This window comes from Klebsiella sp. D5A (genome assembly GCF_001620885.1).
In the GTDB taxonomy this organism is placed as follows: domain Bacteria; phylum Pseudomonadota; class Gammaproteobacteria; order Enterobacterales; family Enterobacteriaceae; genus Klebsiella; species Klebsiella variicola.
Genome location: NZ_LOAR01000004.1, coordinates 95,657 through 119,716, shown reverse-complemented (window position 1 = coordinate 119,716; position 24,060 = coordinate 95,657). Strand labels below are relative to the sequence as shown.

The 24,060-nt window shown below is 59.8% G+C and carries 21 protein-coding genes and 1 pseudogene; 14 read left to right on the top strand and 8 right to left on the bottom strand.

The features are described 5' to 3' along the window. Nucleotides 1-15 precede the first annotated feature (15 nt). Nucleotides 16-897 (bottom strand): nitrogenase iron protein, encoded by an 882-nt coding sequence (gene nifH, locus AS136_RS06550; protein WP_004203553.1) that lies wholly within the window; start codon nt 895-897, stop codon nt 16-18. A gap of 403 nt (nt 898-1,300) precedes the next feature. Between nifH and nifJ the strand changes: the two genes are divergently transcribed. Then, nucleotides 1,301-4,816, top strand: coding sequence for a pyruvate:ferredoxin (flavodoxin) oxidoreductase (nifJ, locus tag AS136_RS06545; protein ID WP_023322946.1), 3,516 nt, complete (start codon nt 1,301-1,303; stop codon nt 4,814-4,816). A 16-nt stretch (nt 4,817-4,832) separates the two neighbouring features. Here the strand turns inward: nifJ and AS136_RS06540 are convergent, their stop codons facing one another. Next, complete coding sequence (locus AS136_RS06540; protein ID WP_008804136.1) at nt 4,833-5,141, bottom strand: ArsR/SmtB family transcription factor; 309 nt, start codon at nt 5,139-5,141, stop codon at nt 4,833-4,835. Between the two features lie 240 nt (nt 5,142-5,381). On the opposite strand from AS136_RS06540, the gene fusA reads away from it, so the two are divergent. After that, nucleotides 5,382-7,484, top strand: a complete 2,103-nt coding sequence (gene fusA, locus AS136_RS06535; protein ID WP_023322945.1) for an elongation factor G — start codon at nt 5,382-5,384, stop codon at nt 7,482-7,484. A gap of 105 nt (nt 7,485-7,589) precedes the next feature. Here fusA and sbcB read toward each other — a convergent pair whose 3' ends face one another. Continuing rightward, a complete protein-coding gene (gene sbcB / locus AS136_RS06530; RefSeq protein ID WP_023322944.1) occupies nt 7,590-9,014 on the bottom strand; it encodes an exodeoxyribonuclease I in 1,425 nt (474 codons plus the stop codon). 180 nt (nt 9,015-9,194) lie between these two features. Here sbcB and dacD point away from each other — a divergent pair, with 180 nt between their 5' ends. The 6 genes from dacD (at nt 9,195) to cobT (ending at nt 14,804) form a co-directional block, all read left to right on the top strand. Continuing rightward, on the top strand, nt 9,195-10,358 hold the full coding sequence (gene dacD / locus AS136_RS06525) for a serine-type D-Ala-D-Ala carboxypeptidase DacD (RefSeq protein ID WP_016161444.1): 1,164 nt from the start codon (nt 9,195-9,197) through the stop codon (nt 10,356-10,358). Between the two features lie 176 nt (nt 10,359-10,534). Continuing rightward, entirely contained in the window at nt 10,535-11,008 is a 474-nt protein-coding gene (sbmC, locus tag AS136_RS06520) for a DNA gyrase inhibitor SbmC (protein WP_012967620.1), read from the top strand. Between the two features lie 98 nt (nt 11,009-11,106). Beyond that, the gene (locus AS136_RS06515) at nt 11,107-12,165 is read left to right on the top strand and encodes an FUSC family protein (RefSeq protein WP_004203544.1); all 1,059 of its coding nucleotides are present in this window, start codon (nt 11,107-11,109) and stop codon (nt 12,163-12,165) included. Between the two features lie 167 nt (nt 12,166-12,332). Further along, on the top strand, nt 12,333-12,656 hold the full coding sequence (locus AS136_RS06510; RefSeq protein ID WP_002911883.1) for a DUF496 family protein: 324 nt from the start codon (nt 12,333-12,335) through the stop codon (nt 12,654-12,656). A gap of 312 nt (nt 12,657-12,968) precedes the next feature. Further along, a complete protein-coding gene (gene cobS / locus AS136_RS06505; RefSeq protein ID WP_023322943.1) occupies nt 12,969-13,709 on the top strand; it encodes an adenosylcobinamide-GDP ribazoletransferase in 741 nt (246 codons plus the stop codon). A 27-nt stretch (nt 13,710-13,736) separates the two neighbouring features. Then, nucleotides 13,737-14,804 (top strand): nicotinate-nucleotide--dimethylbenzimidazole phosphoribosyltransferase, encoded by a 1,068-nt coding sequence (gene cobT / locus AS136_RS06500; RefSeq protein WP_023322942.1) that lies wholly within the window; start codon nt 13,737-13,739, stop codon nt 14,802-14,804. Nucleotides 14,805-14,849: 45 nt separating this feature from the next. Here the strand turns inward: cobT and AS136_RS06495 are convergent, their stop codons facing one another. Next, nucleotides 14,850-15,959, bottom strand: a complete 1,110-nt coding sequence (locus AS136_RS06495) for an adenosylhomocysteinase (RefSeq protein WP_023297930.1) — start codon at nt 15,957-15,959, stop codon at nt 14,850-14,852. A gap of 200 nt (nt 15,960-16,159) precedes the next feature. Here AS136_RS06495 and AS136_RS06490 point away from each other — a divergent pair, with 200 nt between their 5' ends. Further along, nucleotides 16,160-16,891, top strand: coding sequence for an HPP family protein (locus AS136_RS06490; RefSeq protein WP_023322941.1), 732 nt, complete (start codon nt 16,160-16,162; stop codon nt 16,889-16,891). A gap of 20 nt (nt 16,892-16,911) precedes the next feature. Here AS136_RS06490 and AS136_RS06485 read toward each other — a convergent pair whose 3' ends face one another. After that, nucleotides 16,912-17,301 carry a tautomerase family protein gene (locus tag AS136_RS06485; RefSeq protein ID WP_008804146.1) on the bottom strand — a complete coding sequence of 130 codons (390 nt, stop codon included), beginning with the start codon at nt 17,299-17,301 and terminating at the stop codon, nt 16,912-16,914. Nucleotides 17,302-17,416: 115 nt separating this feature from the next. On the opposite strand from AS136_RS06485, the gene AS136_RS06480 reads away from it, so the two are divergent. Further along, on the top strand, nt 17,417-18,373 hold the full coding sequence (locus tag AS136_RS06480; protein WP_023322940.1) for a LysR family transcriptional regulator: 957 nt from the start codon (nt 17,417-17,419) through the stop codon (nt 18,371-18,373). On the opposite strand, the gene AS136_RS06475 is transcribed toward AS136_RS06480, so the two are convergent. Continuing rightward, nucleotides 18,333-19,073 (bottom strand): lipoyl protein ligase domain-containing protein, encoded by a 741-nt coding sequence (locus AS136_RS06475; protein WP_032754902.1) that lies wholly within the window; start codon nt 19,071-19,073, stop codon nt 18,333-18,335. The two genes, AS136_RS06480 and AS136_RS06475, sit on opposite strands and share 41 nt — an antisense overlap. A 45-nt stretch (nt 19,074-19,118) precedes the next feature. After that, a complete protein-coding gene (shiA, locus tag AS136_RS06470; protein WP_008804149.1) occupies nt 19,119-20,438 on the bottom strand; it encodes a shikimate transporter in 1,320 nt (439 codons plus the stop codon). 306 nt (nt 20,439-20,744) lie between these two features. On the opposite strand from shiA, the gene AS136_RS06465 reads away from it, so the two are divergent. Both AS136_RS06465 and AS136_RS06460 read left to right on the top strand, forming a co-directional pair. After that, the gene (locus tag AS136_RS06465) at nt 20,745-21,242 is read left to right on the top strand and encodes a putative pterin-binding protein (protein WP_012541125.1); all 498 of its coding nucleotides are present in this window, start codon (nt 20,745-20,747) and stop codon (nt 21,240-21,242) included. A 10-nt stretch (nt 21,243-21,252) separates the two neighbouring features. Then, the gene (locus AS136_RS06460) at nt 21,253-23,163 is read left to right on the top strand and encodes a putative bifunctional diguanylate cyclase/phosphodiesterase (RefSeq protein ID WP_023322938.1); all 1,911 of its coding nucleotides are present in this window, start codon (nt 21,253-21,255) and stop codon (nt 23,161-23,163) included. On the opposite strand, the pseudogene AS136_RS28580 reads toward AS136_RS06460, so the two are convergent. Beyond that, a pseudogene (locus tag AS136_RS28580) lies at nt 23,160-23,288 on the bottom strand (hypothetical protein). The gene AS136_RS06460 and the pseudogene AS136_RS28580 sit on opposite strands and share 4 nt — an antisense overlap. A gap of 97 nt (nt 23,289-23,385) precedes the next feature. Here AS136_RS28580 and AS136_RS06455 point away from each other — a divergent pair. Then, nucleotides 23,386-23,718: a TehB family protein gene (locus tag AS136_RS06455; protein WP_008804152.1), complete on the top strand. Its 333-nt coding sequence runs from the start codon at nt 23,386-23,388 to the stop codon at nt 23,716-23,718. Between the two features lie 6 nt (nt 23,719-23,724). Further along, nucleotides 23,725-24,060 (top strand): DUF1869 domain-containing protein, encoded by a 336-nt coding sequence (locus AS136_RS06450; protein ID WP_016161436.1) that lies wholly within the window; start codon nt 23,725-23,727, stop codon nt 24,058-24,060.

Here is a 24,060-nt window from a genome sequence, read left to right as displayed (position 1 = left end):
GTGAGGATCCTGTGCTCAGGCCGCGTTTTCTTCAGCGGCGGTTTTACCAATGATGCTGGTGTCTTCTTCTTCCATGATGCCGAACTCCATCAGCAGCGATTCCAGCTCGTCCATGGTGCACGGCGTCGGCACCACTTTTTTGGTGTTATTGACGATCTTCTGCGCCAGTTGACGATATTCATTCGCCTGCTGACAGGTCGGGTCGTACTCGATCACCGTCATCCGGCGGATCTCCGCGCGCTGAACAATGTTGTCGCGGGGAACGAAGTGGATCATCTGCGTGCCAAGCTTCTCCGCCAGGGCGATGATCAGTTCGTCTTCCCGGTCGGTTTTGCGTGAGTTACAGATCAGGCCGCCGAGGCGCACCTTGCCGGATTTGGCGTACTTCACGATCCCCTTGGAGATATTGTTGGCGGCATACATCGCCATCATCTCGCCGGAGCAGACGATGTAGATCTCCTGGGCTTTGTTTTCGCGGATCGGCATGGCGAAGCCGCCGCAGACCACGTCGCCGAGGACGTCATAGAAGACGAAATCCAAATCTTCTTCATAGGCGCCTTCTTCCTCGAGGAAGTTGATGGCGGTGATCACCCCGCGTCCGGCACAGCCGACGCCTGGCTCCGGGCCGCCGGATTCGGCGCAACGGACATCGCCATAGCCGATTTGCAGCACGTCTTCGAGCTCCAGATCCTCGACCGAGCCCACTTCCGCCGCCATCTCCATGATGGTGTTCTGGGCTTTAGCGTGAAGGATCAGACGGGTGGAGTCCGCTTTCGGATCGCAGCCGACGATCATCACTTTCTTACCCATCTCGGCGAGGGCCGCGACGAGATTCTGGGTGGTGGTGGATTTACCGATACCGCCTTTACCGTAGATAGCGCATTGACGCATGGTCATGGTGACTTCTCCTGTTGTTGAGTGTTTGCCAGCAGAGAAGTGCAGGGAACGTACCAGCTGCGAATTTTTGCTCAGTCATTTGATAAATAAGTGTTTTTTTGTAAAACAGCCGTGCCGGGAGGCTGAGCAAACGGCACAATAACGCTACCAAATGTGCGAAACAGAACAATTTCCCGCCACGGGCCCGCGCGGCGCTTTGTCACCTGTTCAACAGCTTGTCGCGCACAGTGTCTTATTCCCCGCAATCCCGCCGGACGGGCCTGCGCGTTTCTTCCCTTAACCTGTTGAATTGATGAGTGACAGGCGGCAATTCGCGAGCTGGCACAGGCTGTGCTTGGAGAGGTGACAGGGTTTGCCGCGGGCTGCCGCGGTAAAGAGAACGCTCACCTTTGAGGATTGAACGATGTCCGGAAACATGAAAACAATGGATGGCAACACGGCGGCGGCCTGGATCTCCTACGCCTTTACCGACGTGGCGGCCATCTACCCCATCACCCCCTCCACGCCGATGGCGGAAAATGTCGATGAATGGGCCGCTAAGGGGAAAAAGAATCTGTTTGGCCAGCCGGTGCGCCTGATGGAGATGCAATCCGAAGCCGGTGCCGCCGGGGCGGTGCACGGCGCGCTGCAGGCGGGAGCGCTCACCACCACCTACACCGCGTCGCAGGGGCTGCTGCTGATGATCCCCAATTTGTACAAAATTGCCGGTGAACTGCTGCCGGGTGTTTTTCACGTCAGCGCGCGGGCGCTGGCGACCAATTCGCTGAATATTTTTGGCGACCACCAGGACGTGATGGCGGTACGGCAGACCGGCTGCGCCATGCTGGTGGAGAATAACGTTCAGCAGGTGATGGACCTGTCGGCGGTGGCGCACCTGGCGGCGATCGCCGGGCGGATCCCGTTTATCAACTTTTTCGACGGCTTTCGCACCTCGCACGAAATACAGAAGATTGAGGTGCTGGCGTATGAGCAACTGGCGACGCTGCTGGACCGGCCGGCGCTGGAGCGCTTTCGTCGGCAGGCGCTGCACCCGGATCATCCGGTGATCCGCGGCACCGCGCAAAATCCGGATATCTACTTCCAGGAGCGGGAGGCCGGTAACCGCTTCTACCTCGCGCTGCCCGATCTGGTGGAAAGCTATATGGCGAAGATCACCGCGCTGACCGGGCGGGAATATCACCTGTTTAATTACCACGGCGCGCCGGATGCCGAGCGGGTGATTATCGCCATGGGCTCAGTGTGCGACACCGTCCAGGAGGTGGTGGAGACGCTGAATGCGGCGGGGGAGAAGGTGGGGCTGCTCAGCGTCCATCTCTATCGGCCGTTCTCGCTGGCGCACTTTTTCGCGCAACTGCCCGCCAGCGTGCAGCGTATTGCCGTCCTTGACCGTACCAAAGAGCCGGGGGCGCAGGCGGAACCGCTGTGCCTCGACGTCAAGAACGCCTTCTATCAACGCGACGATGCGCCGCTGATCGTCGGCGGCCGCTACGCGCTCGGCGGTAAGGACGTGCTGCCCAACGATATCGCCGCGGTGTTTGACAACCTCAGGCAGCCGCAGCCGAAGGACGGCTTTACCCTGGGTATTGTCGATGATGTCACTTTTACCTCGCTGCCCGCCCGGCAGGAACCGCTGGCGGTCTCCCATGCCGGGATCACCGCCTGTAAATTCTGGGGGATGGGCTCGGACGGCACCGTCGGGGCGAACAAAAGCGCCATCAAGATCATCGGCGATAACACGCCACTCTACGCCCAGGCCTACTTTTCCTACGACTCGAAAAAGTCCGGGGGGATCACCGTTTCGCACCTGCGCTTTGGCGACCGGCCGATCACCTCGCCCTACCTGATCCACCGGGCCGATTTTATCGCCTGCTCTCAGCAATCCTATGTCGATCGCTACGACCTGCTGGAGGGGCTGAAGCCAGGAGGCACCTTTCTGCTCAACTGCAGCTGGTCCGAGGCAGAGCTGGAGCAGCACCTGCCGGGCAGCGTCCGGCGCTATCTGGCGCAGGAAAAGATCGACTTTTATACCCTTAATGCGGTGGACATTGCCCGCGAGCTGGGCCTCGGCGGGCGCTTTAACATGCTGATGCAGGCGGCGTTCTTTAAGCTGACGGCGATTATCGATCCGCAAACGGCGGCAGACTATCTCAAGCAGGCGGTGGAGAAAAGCTATGGCAGCAAAGGGGCGAGCGTCATTGAGATGAACCAGCGGGCTATCGAGCTGGGGATGGCGGCGCTGCACCGGGTGACGGTACCCGCCCACTGGGCGACCCTCGAGGCGCCGGCACCGCAGGCGAGCGCCCTGATGCCGGACTTCATCCGCGATATCCTGCAGCCCATGAACCGCCAGCGTGGCGACCTGTTGCCGGTGAGCGCCTTCGCCGGGATGGAAGACGGCACCTTTCCCTCCGGCACCGCCGCCTGGGAGAAGCGCGGCATCGCGCTGGAGGTGCCGGTCTGGCAGCCTGACGGCTGTACCCAGTGTAACCAGTGCGCCTTTGTCTGCCCGCATGCGGCGATCCGCCCGGCGTTACTGAGCCCTGAAGAGCAGGACACGGCTCCCGCCGGGCTGCTGAGTAAACCCGCCCAGGGGGCCAAAGACTATCACTATCATCTGGCTATCTCGCCGCTGGACTGCTCCGGCTGCGGCAACTGCGTGGAGAGCTGCCCGTCGCGCGGCAAGGCGCTGCAGATGGTCTCCCTCGACAGCCAGCGTGCGATGGCTCCGGTCTGGGATTACGCCCTGGGACTGGCGCCAAAAGATAACCCGTTTCGCAAAACGACGGTCAAAGGCAGCCAGTTCGAAACGCCGCTGCTGGAGTTTTCCGGCGCCTGCGCGGGCTGTGGAGAAACGCCCTATGCCCGGCTTATCACCCAGCTGTTTGGCGACCGGATGCTGATCGCCAACGCCACCGGCTGCTCTTCGATCTGGGGCGCCAGCGCGCCTTCGATGCCCTATACCACCAACCATCGCGGCCACGGACCGGCGTGGGCAAACTCGCTGTTTGAGGATAACGCCGAGTTCGGTCTCGGCATGATGCTTGGCGGCCAGGCGATCCGCCAACAGATCGCCGAGGAGCTGACCGCCGCGCTGGCGCTGCCGGTCAGCGACGCGCTTCACGCCGCGATGCGGCAGTGGCTGGCGCAGCAGGATGAGGGGGAGGGGACCCGCGAGCGCGCGGACCGCCTCAGTGCGTTGCTGGCGGCGGAAAAAGAGGGCGTCCCGCTGCTGGAGCTGCTCTGGCAGAACCGCGACTATTTCGTCCGGCGTTCGCAGTGGATCTTCGGCGGCGACGGCTGGGCCTACGATATCGGCTTCGGCGGCCTCGATCATGTGCTGGCCAGTGGGGAAGACGTCAATATTCTGGTGTTTGATACCGAGGTCTACTCCAACACCGGCGGCCAGTCGTCCAAGTCGACCCCGGTGGCGGCGATCGCCAAATTTGCCGCTCAGGGAAAACGCACGCGCAAAAAAGATCTCGGCATGATGGCGATGAGCTACGGCAATGTTTACGTCGCCCAGATCGCCATGGGCGCCGATAAAGATCAGACCCTGCGGGCCATCGCTGAGGCCGAGGCCTGGCCGGGACCGTCGCTGGTGATCGCCTATGCCGCCTGTATCAACCACGGCCTGAAAGCCGGGATGCGCTGCAGTCAGCGCGAGGCGAAGCGGGCGGTGGAGGCGGGATACTGGCACCTGTGGCGCTATCATCCGCAGCGGGAAGCCGAAGGCAAAACGCCGTTTATATTGGACTCCGAAGAGCCGGAAGAGAGTTTCCGCGACTTTTTGCTCGGCGAGGTGCGCTATGCCGCGCTGCATAAAACCACGCCGGATCTGGCGGACGCGCTGTTCCGGCAAACGGAGGACGATGCCCGGGCCCGTTTCAGGCAGTATCAGCGGCTGGCGGGAGAGGAGTAGGCTGTGGGTTAGCGATTCACGGCTGCTGCATCACGTTCAGCAGCGTATCCAGCAGGCCGGGAAAACGGGCGTCCAGATCTTCCCGGCGCAGCGAAATCATGTTCTCCCGTCCCTGAGGCCGTTGCCAGATCACACCGCTGTCGCGCAGGACGCGCCAGTGGTGGGTCATGGTGGACTTGGCCACCTCTTCCTGGCGCAGAGCGTTGCAGCTCAGCTCGCTGCCGTCGGCCAGCGTGCGGATGATCTCCAGTCGCAGTGGGTTACCGAGCGCGGAAAGGACATTTTCCAGGCGAATTTGTTCTCGTTCGGGGTGATTGGCGATCATAATAATCCTGTGTCGGCGGTGGCGCGGCGCATGGCAGCCGCAGCCCATATCGGCGGCTGGCGGCTACTATACCCAAACTCCGGTTCTGATGCCACGCGCGCCGCCGCAACCTGACCAATCATAATAATAGCAAAAATAGTTCGAATATACTCGTACAGTTGTACTATGATAGGCGGCAGTTAAATGAACTGCGGATCATTCCGACCGCAGACTGACAGTCAAAACGACTAAGGACGCATCATGCCCCGACCCATCCCCCTCGAACGTTATCGCAACATCGGTATCTCCGCGCATATCGATGCCGGTAAAACCACCACCACCGAGCGCATCCTGTTTTACACCGGGATGAGCCATAAGCTGGGTGAAGTACACGATGGCGCGGCAACCACCGACTGGATGGCCCAGGAGCAGGAGCGCGGGATCACCATTACCTCGGCGGCGGTAAGCTGCTTCTGGCCGGGTATGGACCGCAGCTTCGAGCCGCACCGGATCAATATCATCGACACCCCGGGGCACGTGGATTTCACCATTGAGGTGGAACGTTCCATGCGCGTGCTCGACGGCGCGGTGATGGTGTATGACTCCGTCGGCGGGGTGCAGCCCCAGTCGGAGACCGTCTGGCGCCAGGCGAATAAATACCACGTTCCGCGGCTGGCCTTCGTCAACAAGATGGACCGCCCCGGCGCGGACTTCTTCCGCGTGGTGCAGATGATGATCGACCGTCTGAAGGCTAACCCGGTGCCGATTGTGATCCCCATTGGCGCCGAAGAGCATTTCACCGGCGTTGTCGATCTGGTGAAAATGCGCGCCATCCTGTGGGATGACGCCACCCAGGGCATGACCTTCAGCTATGGGCCTGTCCCAGACGATCTGCTGGCGACGGCACAGCAGTGGCGGGAGAAAATGGTCTCGGCGGCGGCGGAAGCCAGCGATGAGCTGATGGATAAATACCTGGAAACCGGCGAGCTGGACGAGGCGGAGATCGTTGCCGGTCTGCGCCAGCGCACGGTGAAGGGGGAAATCCAGGCGGTGCTTTGCGGGAGCGCCTTTAAAAACAAAGGCGTGCAGCGCATGCTCGATGCGGTGGTGGAGCTGATGCCGTCGCCGCTGGATATTCCGGCGATACAGGGCATTGATGAGAAAGGTCAGCCGGCGGAACGCCATCCGAGCGACGATGAGCCGCTGTCGGCGCTGGCGTTCAAACTGATGACCGACCCCTACGTCGGCCAGCTGACCTTTATCCGCGTCTACTCCGGGACGCTGAAGAAAGGCGATGCGGTGTGGAACCCGGTGAAGGGCAAGAAAGAGCGCATCGGGCGTATCGTGCTGATGCAGGCCAACGACCGCCATGAAGTTGACGAACTGCACGCCGGGGATATCGCGGCCTGCGTTGGGCTGAAGGATGTGACCACCGGTGATACGCTGTGCGATCCGGATGCGATCATTACCCTCGAACGGATGGAGTTTCCGGAGCCGGTGATTTCGCTGGCCATCGAGCCGAAGACCAAAGCGGATCAGGAGAAAATGGGCATCGCGCTGCAGCGGCTGGCGGCGGAAGATCCGTCGTTCCGTCTGCATACCGATGAAGAGTCTGGCCAGACGATTATCTCCGGCATGGGCGAGCTGCATCTGGAGATCATTGTCGACCGGATGAAGCGCGAGTTTGGCGTCGAGGCCAACATTGGTCGTCCGCAGGTCACCTACCGCGAAACCCTGCGCAAGAAAGTGACGGACGTGGAAGGCAAATTTGTGCGCCAGTCCGGCGGCAAAGGGCAGTACGGGCACGTCGTGCTGACCCTGGAGCCGCTGGAGCCGGGCAGCGGTTTCGTCTTCGAGGACGCCACCAAAGGCGGCGTGGTGCCACGCGAGTACATCCCTTCCGTGGAGAAAGGGCTGCGCGAAGCGATGGGCACCGGCGTGCTGGCGGGTTATCCGGTGGTTGACGTGAAAGCGACCCTGACCTTCGGGTCGTACCACGACGTGGACTCCTCGGAGATGGCGTTCCGCATGGCGGCGATATTCGGCTTCCGGGAAGGCGCGCGCAAAGCGGATCCGGTGATCCTTGAGCCGGTGATGCACGTCGAGGTGGAGACGCCGGAAGAGTACGCCGGGAATATTATGGGCGATCTCTCTTCCCGCCGCGGGATGGTGCAGGGGATGGAAGAGCGCTTCGGCAGCCAGATCATCCGCGCCGACGTGCCGCTGGCGGAGATGTTTGGTTATTCCACCATGCTGCGCTCGATGTCTCAGGGACGGGCAACCTACAGCATGGAGTTCCACCATTACGCGGAAGCGCCGCGTAATGTGGCGGATGAAATCATCGCCAGCCGCGCGAAAAGCTAAGCAACGTTCCCGGGTGCGACGCGAGGCGTCTTACCCGGGCTACGAGTCCAGCCATCGTTTGTAGCCCGGGTAAGGCGTTAGCCGCAACCCGGGAATGTCAGCCAATCAGACAATATCCTGTGCGTATTGCCACAGCGCCTTCAGCTGCGCCAGCTTCTCTTTATCATCCGCATACTGCTGATACAGCATCTGCAGCTCATCGGCATAGGCCTGCAAAAACTCTGGCGTAAACACCTGACGACGGTGCTCTAACCAGCGCTGCTGCTCATGTTCATCGAGCGTGCCGGGGAAGTTGCGCGCCCGGTAGTTAAACAGCAGGCGTTCGATACGCTTATCGGCGAAGGTAATATCCAGCGCCGGCAGATTGCGCGGTTCGGTTTCCAGCACGATTTTCATCGCCGCGCGATCGGCATCGCTAAAGAACCCATTGTAAAGCTGGGCGTCGACGTTTTCGGACGGCACGAACGGCTCGGCTTCGGCATAGACCGCCACCACTTTCTCGCGCACCTGCGGATTCGCCCGCAGCAGCTGGGCATTCTCCAGACAGCGCTGAATGGAGATCCCCAGCCGGTCGGCATCCAGCGGGCGCAGGGTATTGGCCTGAGCCAGCACCGGACATTTATTGAGATGCACCAGCTTGATCGGCGCCGCCGGCAGATCGCCAAGCTCGGCGCGCGGGGTGTAAAGCCGCTCGCGCAAGGCATCGGCATCGAGCTCCAGCAGCGGCGCCATATCGCCCGCCAGATCGACCATAATCACCGCATTGCGGTTTTCCGGATGCCAGGCCAGGGGCGCCACCAGGCTGGTGTTGCCGCGCGCGGCGCCAAACATGCCGGAGACATGCACCAGCGGTTTCATCTGCGGCACGTCGATGAGCGTCGCCAGCTTGCGCTTATTGCGGTGGCTGTAGAGATAATCAAACAGCCGCGGCTGCTGGGTTTTCACCAGCTTCGCCATGGCGATGGTGGCGTACACATCGGCCATCGCGTCATGGGCGTTCTGGTGTTCAATACCGTTGGCGACGGTCAGATGTTCAAGCCGGAAGCTGGGCAAACCCTCGTCATTCTCCGGCCAGGTGATCCCTTCCGGACGCAGGGCATAGCAGGCGCGCATCACGTCGAGCAGATCCCAGCGCGAGTTATCGTGCTGCCAGCTCCAGGCATAAGGGTCATAGAAGTTGCGATAAAAGATATTCCGCGTCACTTCGTCATCAAAGCGCACGTTGTTATAGCCGACGATGCAGGTTTGCGGCACCGTGAACAGATCGTGGATGCGGCGGGCAAACGCGGCCTCATTATCCCCTTTGGCCAGCGCTTCCTGCGGGGTGATCCCGGTGATCATCACCGCCTGCGGCTGCGGCAGATAATCGTCAGCGGGCTTGCAGTAAAACACCTCGGGCTCGCCGAGCACGTTCAGCTCCGCGTCGGTGCGGATGGCGGCGAACTGCGCCGGCCGGTCGAGGGAAGGACTGGTGCCGAAGGTTTCATAATCGTGGAATAAAAATCCGGGCTGGTTGACGCTATCTTGCATAGTCTGTTCATTATCCGTGGTGGCGTGCGACCGGTATGGTAAACGATTTGCCCGGTCATCAGAAGGGTAACGGCAAGCAACTTCCTCTGCTGTGTCATATTTTCTTGCAATTAAACCCTGATATGAAACGCGAAGTTCCGTAAAAAGGACGGCGGATCTGTAAATCTAGAGGATATGCCGTTGAAAGGCCGTTTGTTTATTGCTGTATCTTTGCTCGCTTCGAGCGTTTCCTGTGCATTTGCCGTCGACTTCCCTGCTACGGTCGCGCCACCGGCTATTCAGGCTGGCTCCTGGGTGCTGATGGATTACACCACCGGTCAGGTCCTGACCGCGGGTAACGAACATCAGCAGCGCAATCCTGCCAGTCTGACCAAACTGATGACCGGCTACGTGGTCGATCGCGCCATCGACAGCCATCGTATCACCTTTGACGACATCGTCACCGTGGGTAAAGACGCCTGGGCGAAGGGCAACCCGGTGTTCGACGGGTCATCCCTGATGTTCTTAAAACCAGGGGATCGCGTCAGCGTCCGCGACCTCAGCCGTGGGCTGATTGTCGACTCCGGTAACGACGCCTGCGTCGCGCTGGCCGACTATGTCGCCGGCGGCCAGCCGCAGTTTGTCGCCCTGATGAATCAGTATGTCGAAAAATTGCACCTGCGGGATACCCATTTCGAAACCGTCCACGGCCTCGACGCCCCGGGCCAGCACAGTTCTGCCTATGACCTCGCGGTGCTGTCGCGGGCGATTATTCATGGCGAACCTGACGTCTACCACATGTACAGCCAGAAAAGCCTGACGTGGAACGGGATCACCCAGCAAAACCGTAACGGTCTGCTGTGGGATAAAACCATGAACGTCGATGGCCTGAAAACGGGCCACACCTCGGGCGCCGGGTTCAACCTGATCGCCTCGGCGGTGGATGGCCAGCGCCGGCTGATCGCCGTGGTGATGGGGGCGGACAGTCCGAAAGGCCGCGAGCAGCAGGCCGCTAAACTGCTGCACTGGGGGCAGCAGAACTTTGACACCGTGCAGGTGCTGCAGAAAGGCCAGAAGGTCGGCACCGAACGCATCTGGTACGGCGATAAAGAGCAGATTAAGCTCGGCACCGATCAGGATTTCTGGTTAGCGCTGCCGAAGGCGGAAGTGTCGCGGATTAAAGCGAAATATGTGCTGGATAAGAAGGATCTGGAGGCGCCGATCGCCGCCAACCAGCGGGTCGGCGAGATTTCGCTGTATGACGGCGACAAGGTGGTGGGGCACTATCCGCTGGTCACCCTCGAAAGCATCAATAAAGGCGGGGTGTTCTCGCGAATGAGCGATTACCTGCACCACGAGCTGTAACCATGATAACCGCCTCTTTGCAGGCGGTTTTTTTTCGTCTGTCGCTCCTGCTGGCGGGGCGCCTGTTTTTTCAGCAGTGTGATGGCGACTCTGTGAATTCGCGCACATACTGAGGGGGGATCTCCTGTTAAATTAACTGTGTATTCATACAGTCATTTATCCCCAAAGGAGGCAAGATGAACTACAGTATCACCACCCTCGGCAAGAAAACCATTGCCGGTTTCCATCTGGTCGGGCCCTGGGATCAAACGGTCAAGCAGGGGTTTGAGCAACTGATGATGTGGGTTGAGAACCATCAGGTGCCCGCCCGTGAGTGGCTTGCCGTCTACTACGATAACCCGGAGGAAGTGCCGGCGGAAAAACTGCGCTGCGCCACCGTGGTCGCCGTTGACGAGGATTACGTCATTCCCGCCAACAGCGAAGGGGTGATACTGGCGGCGGTTGCCGGCGGGGATTACGCCTGCGCCCGCGCGCGGGTGGTGGATTACGATTTTGCCACCCCGTGGATGCAGTTTTTCGACAGCCTGCTGCAGAGCACAACGTATCGCGTGGCCCCCAGGCCCTGTTTTGAGATCTATCTCAACGACGGCAACCACGACGGCTACTGGGATATCGACATGTATGTCCCCGTTGAGCGCGTAGCGTCGTAGCGGTTTACCCCTGTTCCGGACAAGGATTTTTACATTCCCGGCACGCTCCGGGCGAAAAAGCAGTTACAATTGGCCTTTTCGTTTTGCCGGAGAGGGTTGTGCGCGCTGATAAATCACTCAAGCCATTTGAGATCCGCTTGTATCGCCATTATCGGGTGGTGCATGGCGTGCGGATTGCGCTGGCCTTTGTGCTCACTTTTTTGCTGGTGCGGCTGCTGAACGTGCCTGAGGGGACCTGGCCTCTCATCACCCTGGTGGTGGTGATGGGTCCGATCTCCTTCTGGGGCAACGTCGTGCCGCGGGCGTTTCAGCGCATCGGCGGCACGATCCTCGGCTCGGCGCTGGGGCTGGTGGCGCTGAAGCTTGAGCTCATCTCCCTGCCGCTGATGGTCCTCTGGTGCGCGGCGGCGATGTTCCTCTGCGGCTGGCTGGCGCTGGGCAAGAAACCCTATCAGGCACTGCTGATCGGCATTACCCTGTCGGTGGTGGTCGGGGCGCCGCCCGGCGATATGCATACCGCGCTGTGGCGAAGCGGCGACGTGATCTTCGGCTCGCTGCTGGCGATGCTGTTTACCGGTATCTGGCCGCAGCGGGCGTTCATCCACTGGCGCATCCAGATGGCCAGCTATGTCACCAACTTTAACCGCCTCTACCAGGCCGGCTTCTCGCCAAATCTGGTGGATCGGCCGCGGCTGGAAAAGCATCTCCAGCAGGCGCTGAACGACGTCGTCAAAATGCGCGGGCTGATCACCCCCGCCAGCAAAGAGACGCACATCCAGAAGGCGATCTTCGAGGCTATCCAGACCGTCAGCCGCAACCTCGTCTGCATGCTGGAGCTGCAGATCAACGCCTGGTGGGCCACCCGTCCGGGTCATTTTGTGATGCTCAATGCGCACACCCTGCGGGAGACGCAGCAGATGACCCAGCAGACGCTGTTGGCCATCGCCCACGCCTTGTATGAAGGGAACCCTCAGCCTGTGCGCGCCAACAATGAAAAGCTGAATGAGATCGTTCTCGAACTGCGCCAGCTGATGAAAGAGCAGGGTGACGACAGCCTGGCGGAAACCCCAATTCATGGCTATGTTTGGCTCTCGATTGAACTGGCGCGTCAGCTGGAGCTGCTGTCGCATCTGATCTGCCGCGCGTTGCGCAAATAAGCACCAGATGCACCGGGTAACTGCATGGGTTGTTTCGATTCAGCAGCGTTTAGGGTTATGATAAACGCAAAGGAAAAAACATTGTCATCAGCGACTGCTAGCAGTTATGTTAGCCCTATAACGCAGTCGCTTTACGAATCCGAATCTCAATTATTAGGGGTGTAAAAATGGAAACAACTAAGCCTTCTTTCCAGGACGTACTGGAGTTTGTTCGTCTGTACCGTCGTAAGAACAAACTGCAGCGTGAAATTCAGGACGTTGAGAAAAAGATCCGTGATAACCAGAAGCGCGTTCTGCTGCTGGACAACCTCAGCGACTACATCAAACCGGGCATGAGCGTGGAAGCTATCCAGGGCATCATCGCCAGCATGAAGAGCGATTACGAAGATCGCGTTGATGATTACATCATCAAAAATGCCGAGCTGTCCAAAGAGCGCCGCGACATCTCCAAAAAACTGAAAGTGATGGGCGAAGCCAAAGTCGAAGGCTAATCCCTGCCGGTCCGGCGGCGATCGACGTCGCCGGGCTGTTCTGCTCTACCTCCCCATTCGTCTCTTTTTCTGCAAAACTTTGTCCCGGCAACTGACTCTCCTCACCGACTCTTTGCTATACTGCCCCGCGAAAACGTATTGATATCGGAAAGGTTTCTCTCATCCTGGCCGGGCATCTGACGCAGCGGCGTCAGAGCGATATCTCAACACCTCTCACCTCTCCGACGATCGATTCGCCAGAAGACAAACTCAGGTGCTGACCGGGCGCGACCGAACTCTTCCGCTGCTTTCGCCGACAGGAGTCAACCTCACGTGATTAAGTCATTCTTTGCTGCACTCTCGTTTATCAGCCGCCTGCCGGTCCCGGCGCGGTTATCTCAGGGCCTGGAGATCGAACAGTACCAGCGCAGTATCGTCACCTTTCCGCTGGTCGGTTTACTGCTCGGTGCCATCGCCGGCGCGGTAGTGCTCCTCCTGCAGCCGTGGTGCGGCGTCCCGCTGGCGGCGCTGTTCGGCGTGCTGGCGCTGGCGCTGCTCACCGGCGGATTTCACCTTGACGGGCTGGCTGATACCTGCGACGGCATCTTCTCCGCCCGCACCCGCGATCGGATGCTGGAGATCATGCGCGACAGCCGGCTGGGCACCCACGGCGGGCTGGCGCTGATCTTCGTGCTGGTGGCGAAAGTGCTGGTGGTCGGCGAGCTGCTGCTGCGCGATACCCACCCCATCGCCGCGCTGGCGGCGGCCTGCGCCGTCGGTCGCGGAATGGCGGTGCTGCTGATGTATCGTCATCGCTACGCGCGGGAAAAGGGGCTGGGCAATCTGTTTATTGGCAAAGTTAGCCTGCAGCAGACGCTGGTGACGATGGCGATGGGGGTAGCGCTGGCCACCGTCCTGCTGGGGCTGCAGGGCCTGCGCGCCGCGCTGATCACCCTGGTGCTGATCTGGGGTCTGGGATGGGCGCTGAAGCGAACCCTCGGCGGGCAGACCGGGGATACTCTCGGGGCGGCGATTGAGCTGGGTGAATTACTCTTTTTACTGGCGCTGCTGTAAGGCCTGGCGCCAACGATGAGGAACAGAATGGAAACACTTTCTGCATTACTGGCTGCCATTCCGCAGCCCGATGTGGCGGGCATGGCGCGCGCTCAGCAGCATATTGATGGCCTGTTAAAGCCGCCCGGTAGCCTTGGACGTCTGGAGACGCTGGCCGTGCAACTGGCTGGTCTGCCGGGGCTGCAGGGGCAGCTGGCGCTGGCGGAGAAGGTGATAGTGGTCATGTGCGCCGACCATGGCGTCTGGCATGAAGGCGTGACGCCTTCGCCGCAGGTGGTGACGGCCATTCATGCCGGCAATATGGTGCGGGGCAACACCGGCGTCTGCGTGCTGGCGGCGCAGGCCGGGGCCAGGGTGCAGGTGGTGGATGTCGGCATCGATGCCGACCCGCTGCCGGGCCTGATTAACCTCAAGGTGGCCCGCGGTAGCGGGAATATCGCCCGGACGGCGGCGATGAGTCGCCAGCAGGCGGAGACGGTGCTGCTGGCCAGCATGCATCTCACCCGCCAGCTCGCCGCCGACGGGGTGAAAGTTTTTGGCGTCGGTGAACTGGGAATGGCCAATACCACCCCGGCCGCAGCCGTGATCAGTGTCCTGACGGGCAGCGATCCTGACGCCGTGGTGGGCTGTGGGGCCAATCTGCCGCTGGCGCAGCGGGGCCATAAGGTGGCGGTGGTGCGCCAGGCGATAGCCCTTAACCAGCCGAACCCGGAAGAGGGGCTGGATGTCCTGGCGAAGGTGGGCGGTTACGATCTGGTGGGCATGACCGGGGTGATCCTCGGGGCGGCCTCCTGTGGCCTGCCGGTGGTGCTGGATGGCTTCCTCTCCTATGCCTCTGCCCTGGCGGCCTGCCGCATAGCCCCGGCGGCGCATCCTTATCTTGTCCCTTCGCACTTGTCGGCGGAGAAAGGGGCGCAGATCGCCCTGGACGCGCTGGGTCTGCGGCCGTATCTCGATATGGACATGCGCCTGGGAGAGGGCAGCGGCGCCGCGCTGGCGATGCACCTGCTGGATGCCGCCAGCGTGATGTACAACCAGATGGGAACGCTGGCGCAGAGCAACATTGTGCTGCCCGATACCGCGCCGTCGTCCTGATGGTAGAGCGCATCGTCTCCACGATGGGGGGACGATGCGCTGCGTTTACAGCGCCTGCTGCCAGACCGCCTGGGGCAGGAGGTAAACCTGCGCCGGGGCGCGCATGCCGTCGGTGACAATATGGCGGATGCCGCTGGCCATCACCGCCAGGGTGACGTCAAAAGCGTTCAGGCTGTCGCCGAAGCCCGCGGTCAGGTTGAGCATCGAACCATTGGCCAGCAGATAGATGGTTTTGTCGGCCATGCGGTAGGCGTTGATATACGGCATCACCTCTTCCTGAGGGTACTGGCGCAGGTACTCGCCGTCGATCTCTTCCGCCACGTGGCCGACGTTAAGGATAAAGACTCCCGCTTTCGCGCGCTCCAGCGCCTGGCGATTAACCACGTTTTTCCCGCCTGTCGCCGTGGCCACCACGTCCGCCGAGGCGATAGCCTCCTGCAGATCCACCACGTGCCAGCCGTCGTAGGCCGCCTGCAGACGACGGGCAGGATCGATCTCCGCCACCATCACCTGACCGCCAAAGGCTTTTGCCGCCGCCGCGACGCCCTGGCCGACCAGGCCGTAGCCGATCACCAGCACTTTTTTCTCATGCAGGGTGAGATGAGTGGTCTGGAAGAAGGTGTGCCAGGCGGTGAGACCGACCATATGGCGGTTGTGCAGCCCCTCTTTGACCGGCAGATCGTCCCAGTTAAAGATCGGATAGCCTGGCTGAATATCGCCCAGCCGATTGACGCCCGAGCCAGTGGCTTCCAGACCCGCCACGATGTTACCGAACTCGCCGCGCTGGTGGAGCAGGGTGGTGATATCGGCGCCCATCTCGCACAGGTGAGTGGGCTGCCAGGCAATCGCTTTTTCCCATGACTGTTGCCAGTCGGCGTCGCTCATATTGCGCCACGCGCAGGCCTCGGCGCCGCGCTCCACCAGCCAGGCCACCACGTCGTCCTGCACGGTGGTGGGGTTACAGGTGGTTAAAAAGACCTGAGCGCCCTTGTCGAGGATCCCCTGCACCAGCGGGATCATTTTCATGTCGAGGTGCATACAGCAGGCCAGGCGCACGCCGCTGAGGTCGGGCAGGGCGGCGACCTGACGCAGGGTACGCGGCATATTCTGACTGGCCCATGCCACTTCTTTCACTAAAGAGATTTTATTATTCACTGGGTTATGACCTTCAGTTCGCAAAAGGGGTATCCCCCTGACAGAAAAGGGATTCTATCAGCCCACGCGAGAATTCACAGCCCTGTGCCCTCTGGACGATATTGCCCACGCTATCCCCCTGTGAAATACATGGTTGTTAATGTAAGGTTAAAAAAAGAAAATAAAATATAAGTAATTCCTATGACCTAAGCGATAAATCGATGTTGAGTGTCATTTCTGCGGGGCTGTTTTCACGGCTGCGGATTTTCCTTGGGCGCCTGAAGCCGCACGAGCTACCGGTGGCCCGCCGGCATATCGTGCTGGGATCCATTGGCGCCGGCACCGGCCTGGCGGTGACCAGCATGTTCAGCCACTGGCTGCTCGGCGAAGTCAATTTGTGGTTTATTGCCCCCATGGGCGCGTCGGCGGTGCTGTTATTTGGCGTGCCGAGCAGCCCGCTGGCGCAGCCGTGGTCGATTGTCGGCGGTAATGTGCTGTCGGCGCTGATCGGCGTCACGGTGGGCATGCTGGTTCCCGACCCGGCGCTGGCCTGCGGGCTGGCGGCCGCGCTGGCGATCGCCGGGATGTATTTTCTGCGCTGTCTGCATCCCCCCGGCGGCGCGGTGGCCCTGACGGCGATCCTCGGCGGCGCCGGGGTGCACAGCGAAGGCTATCACTTTGTACTGACGCCGGTGCTGCTCAACTCGCTGATGCTGGCGCTGCTGGCCATCGTGTTTAATAACCTGGTTGGCCGCCGCTATCCGCATCCGCTGGCGGCGGAGGAGGTCAAGCCCCGGGCGGTGCCACTGGGCATCTCGGTCACCCGGGAGGATATTCACGCCGCGCTGCTGGAAGGCCAGTTCCTCGACATTGATGAAGACGATGTCCAGGAACTGCTGGAGAATATCGAGCAGCAGGCGCGCCAGCGCATCGCGACGGCTGCCCGCCGCTAAGGCGCGCTTCGGGCTGCGGGTTACAGATCGCCGGTAAGATACTGCGCGACCCCGCGGCCAAAGCTCCAGTCACCTTTCTGATTACTGATAATCGACACCATCACATCATCGCCGCTCAGGCCGCAGTGCTCCGCCAGCTCCTCCTGCAACAGGGCGAAGAAGCGTTGCTTCTGCGCCTCGCTGCGCGGGCTGGTATAGACCCGCACCACCACCAGATCCCGCGTGCGGGTCAGTCCGAGGCCGGTATCGTCAATCACCATATGGTGGGCTTTGTTTTCGTGAACAATCTGGTAGCGGTCGCGTTCCGGTACCTCGAAGGCACGCAGCACGGCGCGATGGGCGGCATCCAGCAGGGTTCTGATCTCCTGTTCCGTACGGCCTTCAATCAGGTCAAATGTCAGTAATGGCATGCAGGTGTTCCTTATCGTTAGGGAATAATGACGGGCTGAACAGGATGCTAGCCGATGCCGTCGCGGGCAAGAACCGCTATAGTTGAATACATTGTTTTTACTGGTGAACAATCACATGAGCGAGAGTCGTCCGGAGAGTTACTGGGCCCATCTGTACTGGCTGACGGTGCTGGAAGAGCAAAAAAGCTATACCCGGGCCGCGGAAAAGCTGGGGATCAGCAAGTCGGCTATCAGCCAGAAAATCAGCGAGCTGGAGCGGGTGACTGGCAAAACCCTGGTCCATCGCACTACCCGCAGCGTGAGCCTCAGCGAAGACGGACTGCGGCTGGTGGCGGAACTCAACGAGCCGTTTGGTCAGTTGCGGGATATTTTCACCGGCGCCTGCGATGAGGGCGGGCCGCTGCGGGGAACGCTGCGCCTGACCGCGCCGGTGGCCTTTTCCCGCCAGCAGCTGGTCCCGGCGATCGCGCCGTTTTTGCATCAGCATCCCCAGCTGCATTTGCAGCTGGAGGTGACCGACCGGCTGGTCTCTCTGGCCAGCGAAGGGTTCGATCTTGCCATCCGCCACTGTCGGCGCGAGGCGCTCCCGGACACCCACGTCGCCTGGCCGCTGTGTCACACCGCGACGCTGATCGTCGCGTCCGCCGACTATATTCGCCGCCATGGCCGCCCGGAGACCCCCGACGATCTGCGCCACCACCAGTGCCTGACCTATCCCCGTGGGCCACAGCGCCCGCAGTGGACGTTCGCCTCCCGCCAGGCGCCCGATGAACGGGTGACCATCAATGTGCAGGGGCCCTTCGCCACGAATAACAGCGAGTCGCTACGCGATGCCGTGCTGGCGGGGCTTGGGGTGGCGCTGCTGCCGGATTTCAGCGCCCGGGAGGCCATCGGTCGCGGGCTGGTGCAGGAGCTGCTCCCGGCGTGGCAGCCGGTGGAGGTGTTTGCCGATAAGCTGTACGTCATCCGGCCCTATACCCCGCGCGTGTCGCGCGCGGTGGAAACCTTCAGCCGCTACCTGAAAGCGACCTTCAGCGAGCCGCGTCCAGTTCCTGCGCCAGCGCCTCGCTAAAGCGGGGCAGCAGATGGCGCTCGCCGGGAAGCCGCTGCGCGAGGGTGACGGTTTTGTCGGCGCAATAGACCCGCTCGCTGCCGAGCTGCGCTTCAAAGGCGTTCGCCGCCTGATGCGCCGCGGTAAGATCGGCGTCAATAAGGATCACCGCATGAGCCAGCACCACGTGGCCGCGGCCTGCCGTCAGCGGCCGCCAGTACTGGGCGGTACCGACAATCTTGCGCGCCGCCTCGCCCTCCCCGCAGGCGAGGTTATACCGGCCATCGCAAAAGGAACCGTTTACCGCCCGGGCGTGGCTGGCAACGCCGAAGCGCGCGAGGGTACGCTGCAGCACCGCGCACAACGAGTGATAGATGGGTTCGGCGGCCTCGCCGAGCGACTGTTGCACCGGCCAGGCGAGGCTAAGGTTGATAATTCCCGGCCCCTGAGGCACCAGCCCGCCCCCGGAGCGGCGGAGCCATACCGGCCAGCCGCGCGCGGCAAAATGCGCACTGACCGCCGGCAGATCCGCAAACTGACGATAGCTCCCCGGCACCACAAATCCCTGCGGCGCCTGCCAGAGCTGGGCGACGGCTTCCCCGGCGCAGGCTTTGGCAAACAGCGGCTGTTCCGCCTGGGTGGGGTCCTCGCAAAACTGCAGCGCCAGCGAGGAGGGGGTAAAACGGCGAGGCCAGCAGTCGGCCAGCGATAACAGAGACATGCATTCTCCTTACCGGAGGGCGCGGGTCACGCCCCCGCAGGTGGGTCAGTGGACGGTCTGTTTTTTCATCAGCAGGGCGGTGAGCGCCGACAGCAGGCATCCCGCGGTCAGATAGAGGGCCACGCTGTGCCATGAACCGCCGGAGAAGGTGACCAGCGCCGCGGCGATAAACGGCGTAAAACCGCCGCCGACCACGCTCGCCACCTGGTAGCCGACGCCGGCGCCGCTATAGCGATAGCTGGCGCCGAACAGCTCGGTAAACATCGGCTGCTGGACGCAGACCACCATATCATGGGCGATATTGGCCAGCATCAGGGCGAAGAACAGGATCCAGAAAACAGACTGACTCTCCAGCGCCATAAAGAACGGAAAACCGCTCAGCGTGCCGATCAGCGCGCCGGTGATATAGATCCGTCGGCGACCAAAGCGGTCTGCCAGCCAGGCGAAGCAGGGGATAGTCAGGCAACTGAGTCCGCCCACCAGCAGGCCGATGTTGAGAAACAGCTCGCGCGGCAGGCCGAGGTTTTGCGTGGAATAGTTGAGGGCGAAGGCGGTGACGATATACATCGTCAGCAGTTCGCACAGCCGCAGGGCGATAATCAGTAAAAACGCTCCCGGATGGCGAAGCAGGGCTTCCACCACCGGTAGTCGCTTTTTCTCCGGCTGAAGGTTGGCCTGGCTCTGCTGCGCTTCAAATTCCTGCGATTCCGCCATGCCGTTACGGATCCACAGCGCAATAAGGACCAGCACCACGCTGAACAGGAACGGTAAGCGCCAGCCCCAGCTGAGGAACTGCTCGTCGGTGGTCAGGCTGCTGATCAGCGATACCAGCCCGGTGGAGAGCAGCAGGCCGACGCCGTAGCCTACCTGCACCCCGCTGCTGTAAAAGGCTTTTTTCCCCTGCGGGGCGTTCTCCACCGAGAGCAGCGCCGCGCCGCCCCATTCCCCGCCGACGGCAAACCCCTGAACGGCCCGCAGGAACACCAGCAGCGCCGGCGCCCACCAGCCGATCTGGCTGAACGAGGGGAGCAGGCCGATGCAGGCGGTGGCGATACCCATCATCCAGACGGTCATCATCAGCATCCGTTTACGCCCGAGGCGGTCGCCGAAGTGGCCAAAGATAATCCCGCCGAGCGGGCGAAAGAGAAACCCGACGCCGAAGGTGGCAAAGGCGGCAAGCGTCCCCATCGCCGGGCCGATCTGCGGGAAAAACTCGCGGTTAAACACCAGCGCGGCGGTAATGCCATAGAGAAGAAAATCGTACCAGTCGACCACCGCGCCGGCAAAACTGCCCCATGCCGCCCGCCGGGCGCGAAGCAGTGAATCTGGCGCCTCGGCGGGCTGCACGCTTATTGTTGAATCCATACCCTGTCCTGTCTGTCACATAATTTGTCGTTATTGGAATGAGACGCTTTTACTGTTGCGTCAGCGTTGAGACTACCGCGCAGCGGCCGTGGAGGAAAGTAGTTTGCCTGCTAAGCGGGGAGATGGCGCAAAAAAGAAGCGACGGGAAAGGCGGGCTAAATCACACCCTGTACTAAACAATCTGGCAATTTGCCAGCCAGCTTATACTTTTAATTAAATCAACGGATAACAAAGAGGGACACCTTTTAAGAATTGACGTAAATGGTTTACACTTAACATGTCTCCTTCTCTGGAATGGTGAGTTAAATGCGTCTACTTCTTGCAGTGTTATTTTGTTCTGTCATGTTGCCTTCCGCTTACGCTGAAAAACTGCCTGCGCCGACAGGAAAACCTGTACTGACCATTTCCGGAAAAATCGGGAATACGAACGTCGGTGACAAAGCCGTTTTTGACCTCGCGGCGCTGGAAAAACTGGGGATGAAAACGGTGGAAACCACCACCCCCTGGTACACCGGTAAGGTTCGTTTCGATGGCATTCCCCTCAATAAACTCATGGATTTAGTCGGCGCTAAGGGCAAATCCGCGCGCGTGCTGGCGCTTAACGACTACACCACCATTATCCCGATTGATGATTTTTATAAATTCCCGGTCATTATGGCCTTAAAAATGAACGGCGAATATATGCGCGTTCGTGATAAAGGTCCATTATTTATCGTCTACCCTTACGACAGCAGCACTGAATTACAAAACCAGATCTATTATTCCCGATCGGCCTGGCAAGTTTCTAAGATTATTATAGAGTAAGGGTTGGATCTTGAATCGAATACTCACGGCTATTATTTTGTCGTTATTTATTGTTACCGGATATATTACCTATCTGGTGCATGAGCGACAAAGTGAGTTGCAAAAATTTACCCGCTATACAGACTCCTGGTCAATGTCGCAGATGGTGTCGGAATATATGCGACTGGAGTCTCGTCTGGCGGGAATGGCGATCGGGGCCGAAGGGGCGGACCACGATGAGGTGCGCCTGCGCCTGGAGATCATGATGAGCCAGATCGAACTCCTGCAGCAGGGCGATCTGGGTAAATTTATTAATAAAAGCGAACAGCGGAAGGCGGTGGTCGCGACGCTGATTCGTAATCTTCATCTGCTTGATAAACAAGTTGATACCATGACGCCGGAGCAGGTCAAACAGATCCTGCCGGTGTTGAGTGAACTGGATGGCCCCCTGACCTCAATGGCCGCCGCCACCCTGACGCAAGATATTAATATCGTTAATATCACGCATGATAAAATCCAGCATCTTTATTATATCTACTCGGTGATCTCCATTCTGCTGATCGCCATGTGTATTACCCTCGGCCTGTTGATGCTCCGGCAGAATAATAACCTGCGTCGCGCCCATGTGCGCATGAAGACGCTGGCCAACGATCTGCAGGCCTCGAAAGAGAAGTTGCAGGTACAGAACCGCCGACTGCAGTACGATGCCTACCATGATTCGCTGACCGGTATGCCGAATCGTCTCTCTTTCTGGCAGCGGTTGCAGGAGATTGTCAACCAGGTGCGCCCCTATCAGGGGTGCGCGGTGGTGATGCTGTTCGACCTCGACAGCTTTAAGGATGTGAACGATACCCTCGGCCATGATGCTGGCGATAAGCTGCTGCAGGATCTGGCCAGTCGTCTCTCTTTTTTCCGTAAAACCTCCGAGACGCTGTATCGCCTTGGCGGCGATGAGTTCGCGATGCTCTCTTACGATCTGACTGAAGAGATGGCCCTCGAGCGCGCCAATGTTATCCGGGAGAAGATCAGCCAGCCCTATCAGATCTACGATGCGCAGATTAATATCGACGCCTGCATCGGGATCGTTATCTCTGACGGCGAAAGCCGGACCGATTATCTGTACAAGTGTGCTGACCTTGCGCTGTACGAGGCGAAAAAAGAGGGCAGCGGTCATGTGCAAATTTTCCGGCCGGGCATGCTGCAGCGCCTGCAGGAGAATAAATCGTTCGAAGATGACCTGCTGCAGGCGCTGGCCCATGACGAATTTAAAGTCTACTACCAGCCGATCGCCGATACCGTCACGCGTGAAATCTACGGCTATGAAGCGCTGGTTCGCTGGTTCCATCCCGTGCGCGGCGTTGTGCCGCCGACGGTGTTTATTCCCGTCGCGGAGAAAATCGGCCTGATCAATACCCTCGGCGAGTGGGTGCTGAAAACCGCCTGCGCCGAAGCGGCCAGTTGGGCGACGCCGCTAAAAGTCTCGGTCAACGTTTCGCCGATTCAACTGATGAACACGTCGTTGACCGATACCATTATCGGCGTGCTGCAGCAGACCGGCCTCGATCCGCGACGCCTGGATCTGGAGATCACCGAGTCGGACGTGTTCAATGAGAATACCCGTTCGCTGGAAATTCTCAGCCAGCTGCGCGAGCAGGGCATTCAGATTTCCATTGATGACTTTGGTACCGGCTATTCTTCTCTGTCGCGTTTAAGCTACTTCCCGTTCGATAAAATCAAAATTGACCGCTCGTTTGTTATCAATATTCCGGAGCAAAAAGACGATTTGGATATCGTTCGCCTGATTATCAGTATGGGAAAGAGTCTGCATATGCGTATTGTGGCGGAAGGCGTGGAAACCGAAGAGCAGTTGACCTCGCTGCAGGCGCTGGGGTGCGACCTGGTCCAGGGGTATTTAATCGGCAAGCCGAGTCCGCTGCGCTAACAAATTTTTAACGCGTTTACTTTTATTCTCCCGGGCGATTTCAGGATCCTGAAATCGCCTTTTTCATTTTACCGCGTCACTAATCCCTGAGAGGTATAAAAAGGAGTAGACGGTAAAAGCAGCAACAAAATAATATCCTTAGCGTTTAAAAGGGGTATATGATATGCATCATATAGGCTATTTCTGAACGTCGCATTTGAGACGGTAAAGTGAGGCACCATCATGCAGCGAATCATTATTCCCACCCATTACGTTCACACCCGCAGCACGCCGCTGTGGACCAGGGAGACCGCCCCGGCCTCTATCTGGCGTCGCCATCTGGATGCCGGCACCCGGCAGGGCGTCTATCCTCGTCTCTCGGTGATGCAGGGGGCGATCCGCTATCTCGGCTATGCCGATGAAACCAGCCCCGAGCCTGTTGAAACGCTGACCATTGAAGCCGGGCAGTTTGGCGTTTTTCCGCCGGAGAAATGGCACTGTATTGAGGCGCTCAGCGAGGACACGGTTTTTAATGTCGACTTTTACGTCGATCCGAAAATTCTCATCGAGGGATAACAAGAGATGAACAGCGAAAATAAAGGCTATGCCTTGGCAGTTGAGAATGGCCAGCGTCAGGAAAAACGCGAAAAAATATATCTCAAACCGATGGCGCTTTATATTCCGCAGCACGCGGTGGAGGCGGTAAATAGTCTGCTGGATGACCTGCCAGCTGGCAATGAAGAAGAGGAGTGGGTGTTAACCGTCACCAATAATAATAACGGCGTCTCGGTTGATAAAACCTTTTCCTCGCTGGCGGCGCTGCGCGACCCGCTCACCGCCGCTGATACGGTGAAGGATCTGATCAATATCGTTCGCGGCTACGAGTCCGATGAAGAGACCAACGTTTGCGGCTGGTAA

Bases quoted from the DNA above. Each gene is read 5' to 3' on its own strand.
- nifH (WP_004203553.1), bottom strand. From the start codon at position 897: ATGACCATGCGTCAATGCGCTATCTACGGTAAAGGCGGTATCGGTAAA.
- nifJ (WP_023322946.1), top strand. From the start codon at position 1,301: ATGTCCGGAAACATGAAAACAATGGATGGCAACACGGCGGCGGCCTGG.
- AS136_RS06540 (WP_008804136.1), bottom strand. From the start codon at position 5,141: ATGATCGCCAATCACCCCGAACGAGAACAAATTCGCCTGGAAAATGTC.
- fusA (WP_023322945.1), top strand. From the start codon at position 5,382: ATGCCCCGACCCATCCCCCTCGAACGTTATCGCAACATCGGTATCTCC.
- sbcB (WP_023322944.1), bottom strand. From the start codon at position 9,014: ATGCAAGATAGCGTCAACCAGCCCGGATTTTTATTCCACGATTATGAA.
- sbmC (WP_012967620.1), top strand. From the start codon at position 10,535: ATGAACTACAGTATCACCACCCTCGGCAAGAAAACCATTGCCGGTTTC.
- AS136_RS06510 (WP_002911883.1), top strand. From the start codon at position 12,333: ATGGAAACAACTAAGCCTTCTTTCCAGGACGTACTGGAGTTTGTTCGT.
- cobT (WP_023322942.1), top strand. From the start codon at position 13,737: ATGGAAACACTTTCTGCATTACTGGCTGCCATTCCGCAGCCCGATGTG.
- AS136_RS06490 (WP_023322941.1), top strand. From the start codon at position 16,160: ATGTTGAGTGTCATTTCTGCGGGGCTGTTTTCACGGCTGCGGATTTTC.
- AS136_RS06485 (WP_008804146.1), bottom strand. From the start codon at position 17,301: ATGCCATTACTGACATTTGACCTGATTGAAGGCCGTACGGAACAGGAG.
- AS136_RS06480 (WP_023322940.1), top strand. From the start codon at position 17,417: ATGAGCGAGAGTCGTCCGGAGAGTTACTGGGCCCATCTGTACTGGCTG.
- AS136_RS06475 (WP_032754902.1), bottom strand. From the start codon at position 19,073: ATGTCTCTGTTATCGCTGGCCGACTGCTGGCCTCGCCGTTTTACCCCC.
- shiA (WP_008804149.1), bottom strand. From the start codon at position 20,438: ATGGATTCAACAATAAGCGTGCAGCCCGCCGAGGCGCCAGATTCACTG.
- AS136_RS06465 (WP_012541125.1), top strand. From the start codon at position 20,745: ATGCGTCTACTTCTTGCAGTGTTATTTTGTTCTGTCATGTTGCCTTCC.
- AS136_RS06455 (WP_008804152.1), top strand. From the start codon at position 23,386: ATGCAGCGAATCATTATTCCCACCCATTACGTTCACACCCGCAGCACG.
- AS136_RS06450 (WP_016161436.1), top strand. From the start codon at position 23,725: ATGAACAGCGAAAATAAAGGCTATGCCTTGGCAGTTGAGAATGGCCAG.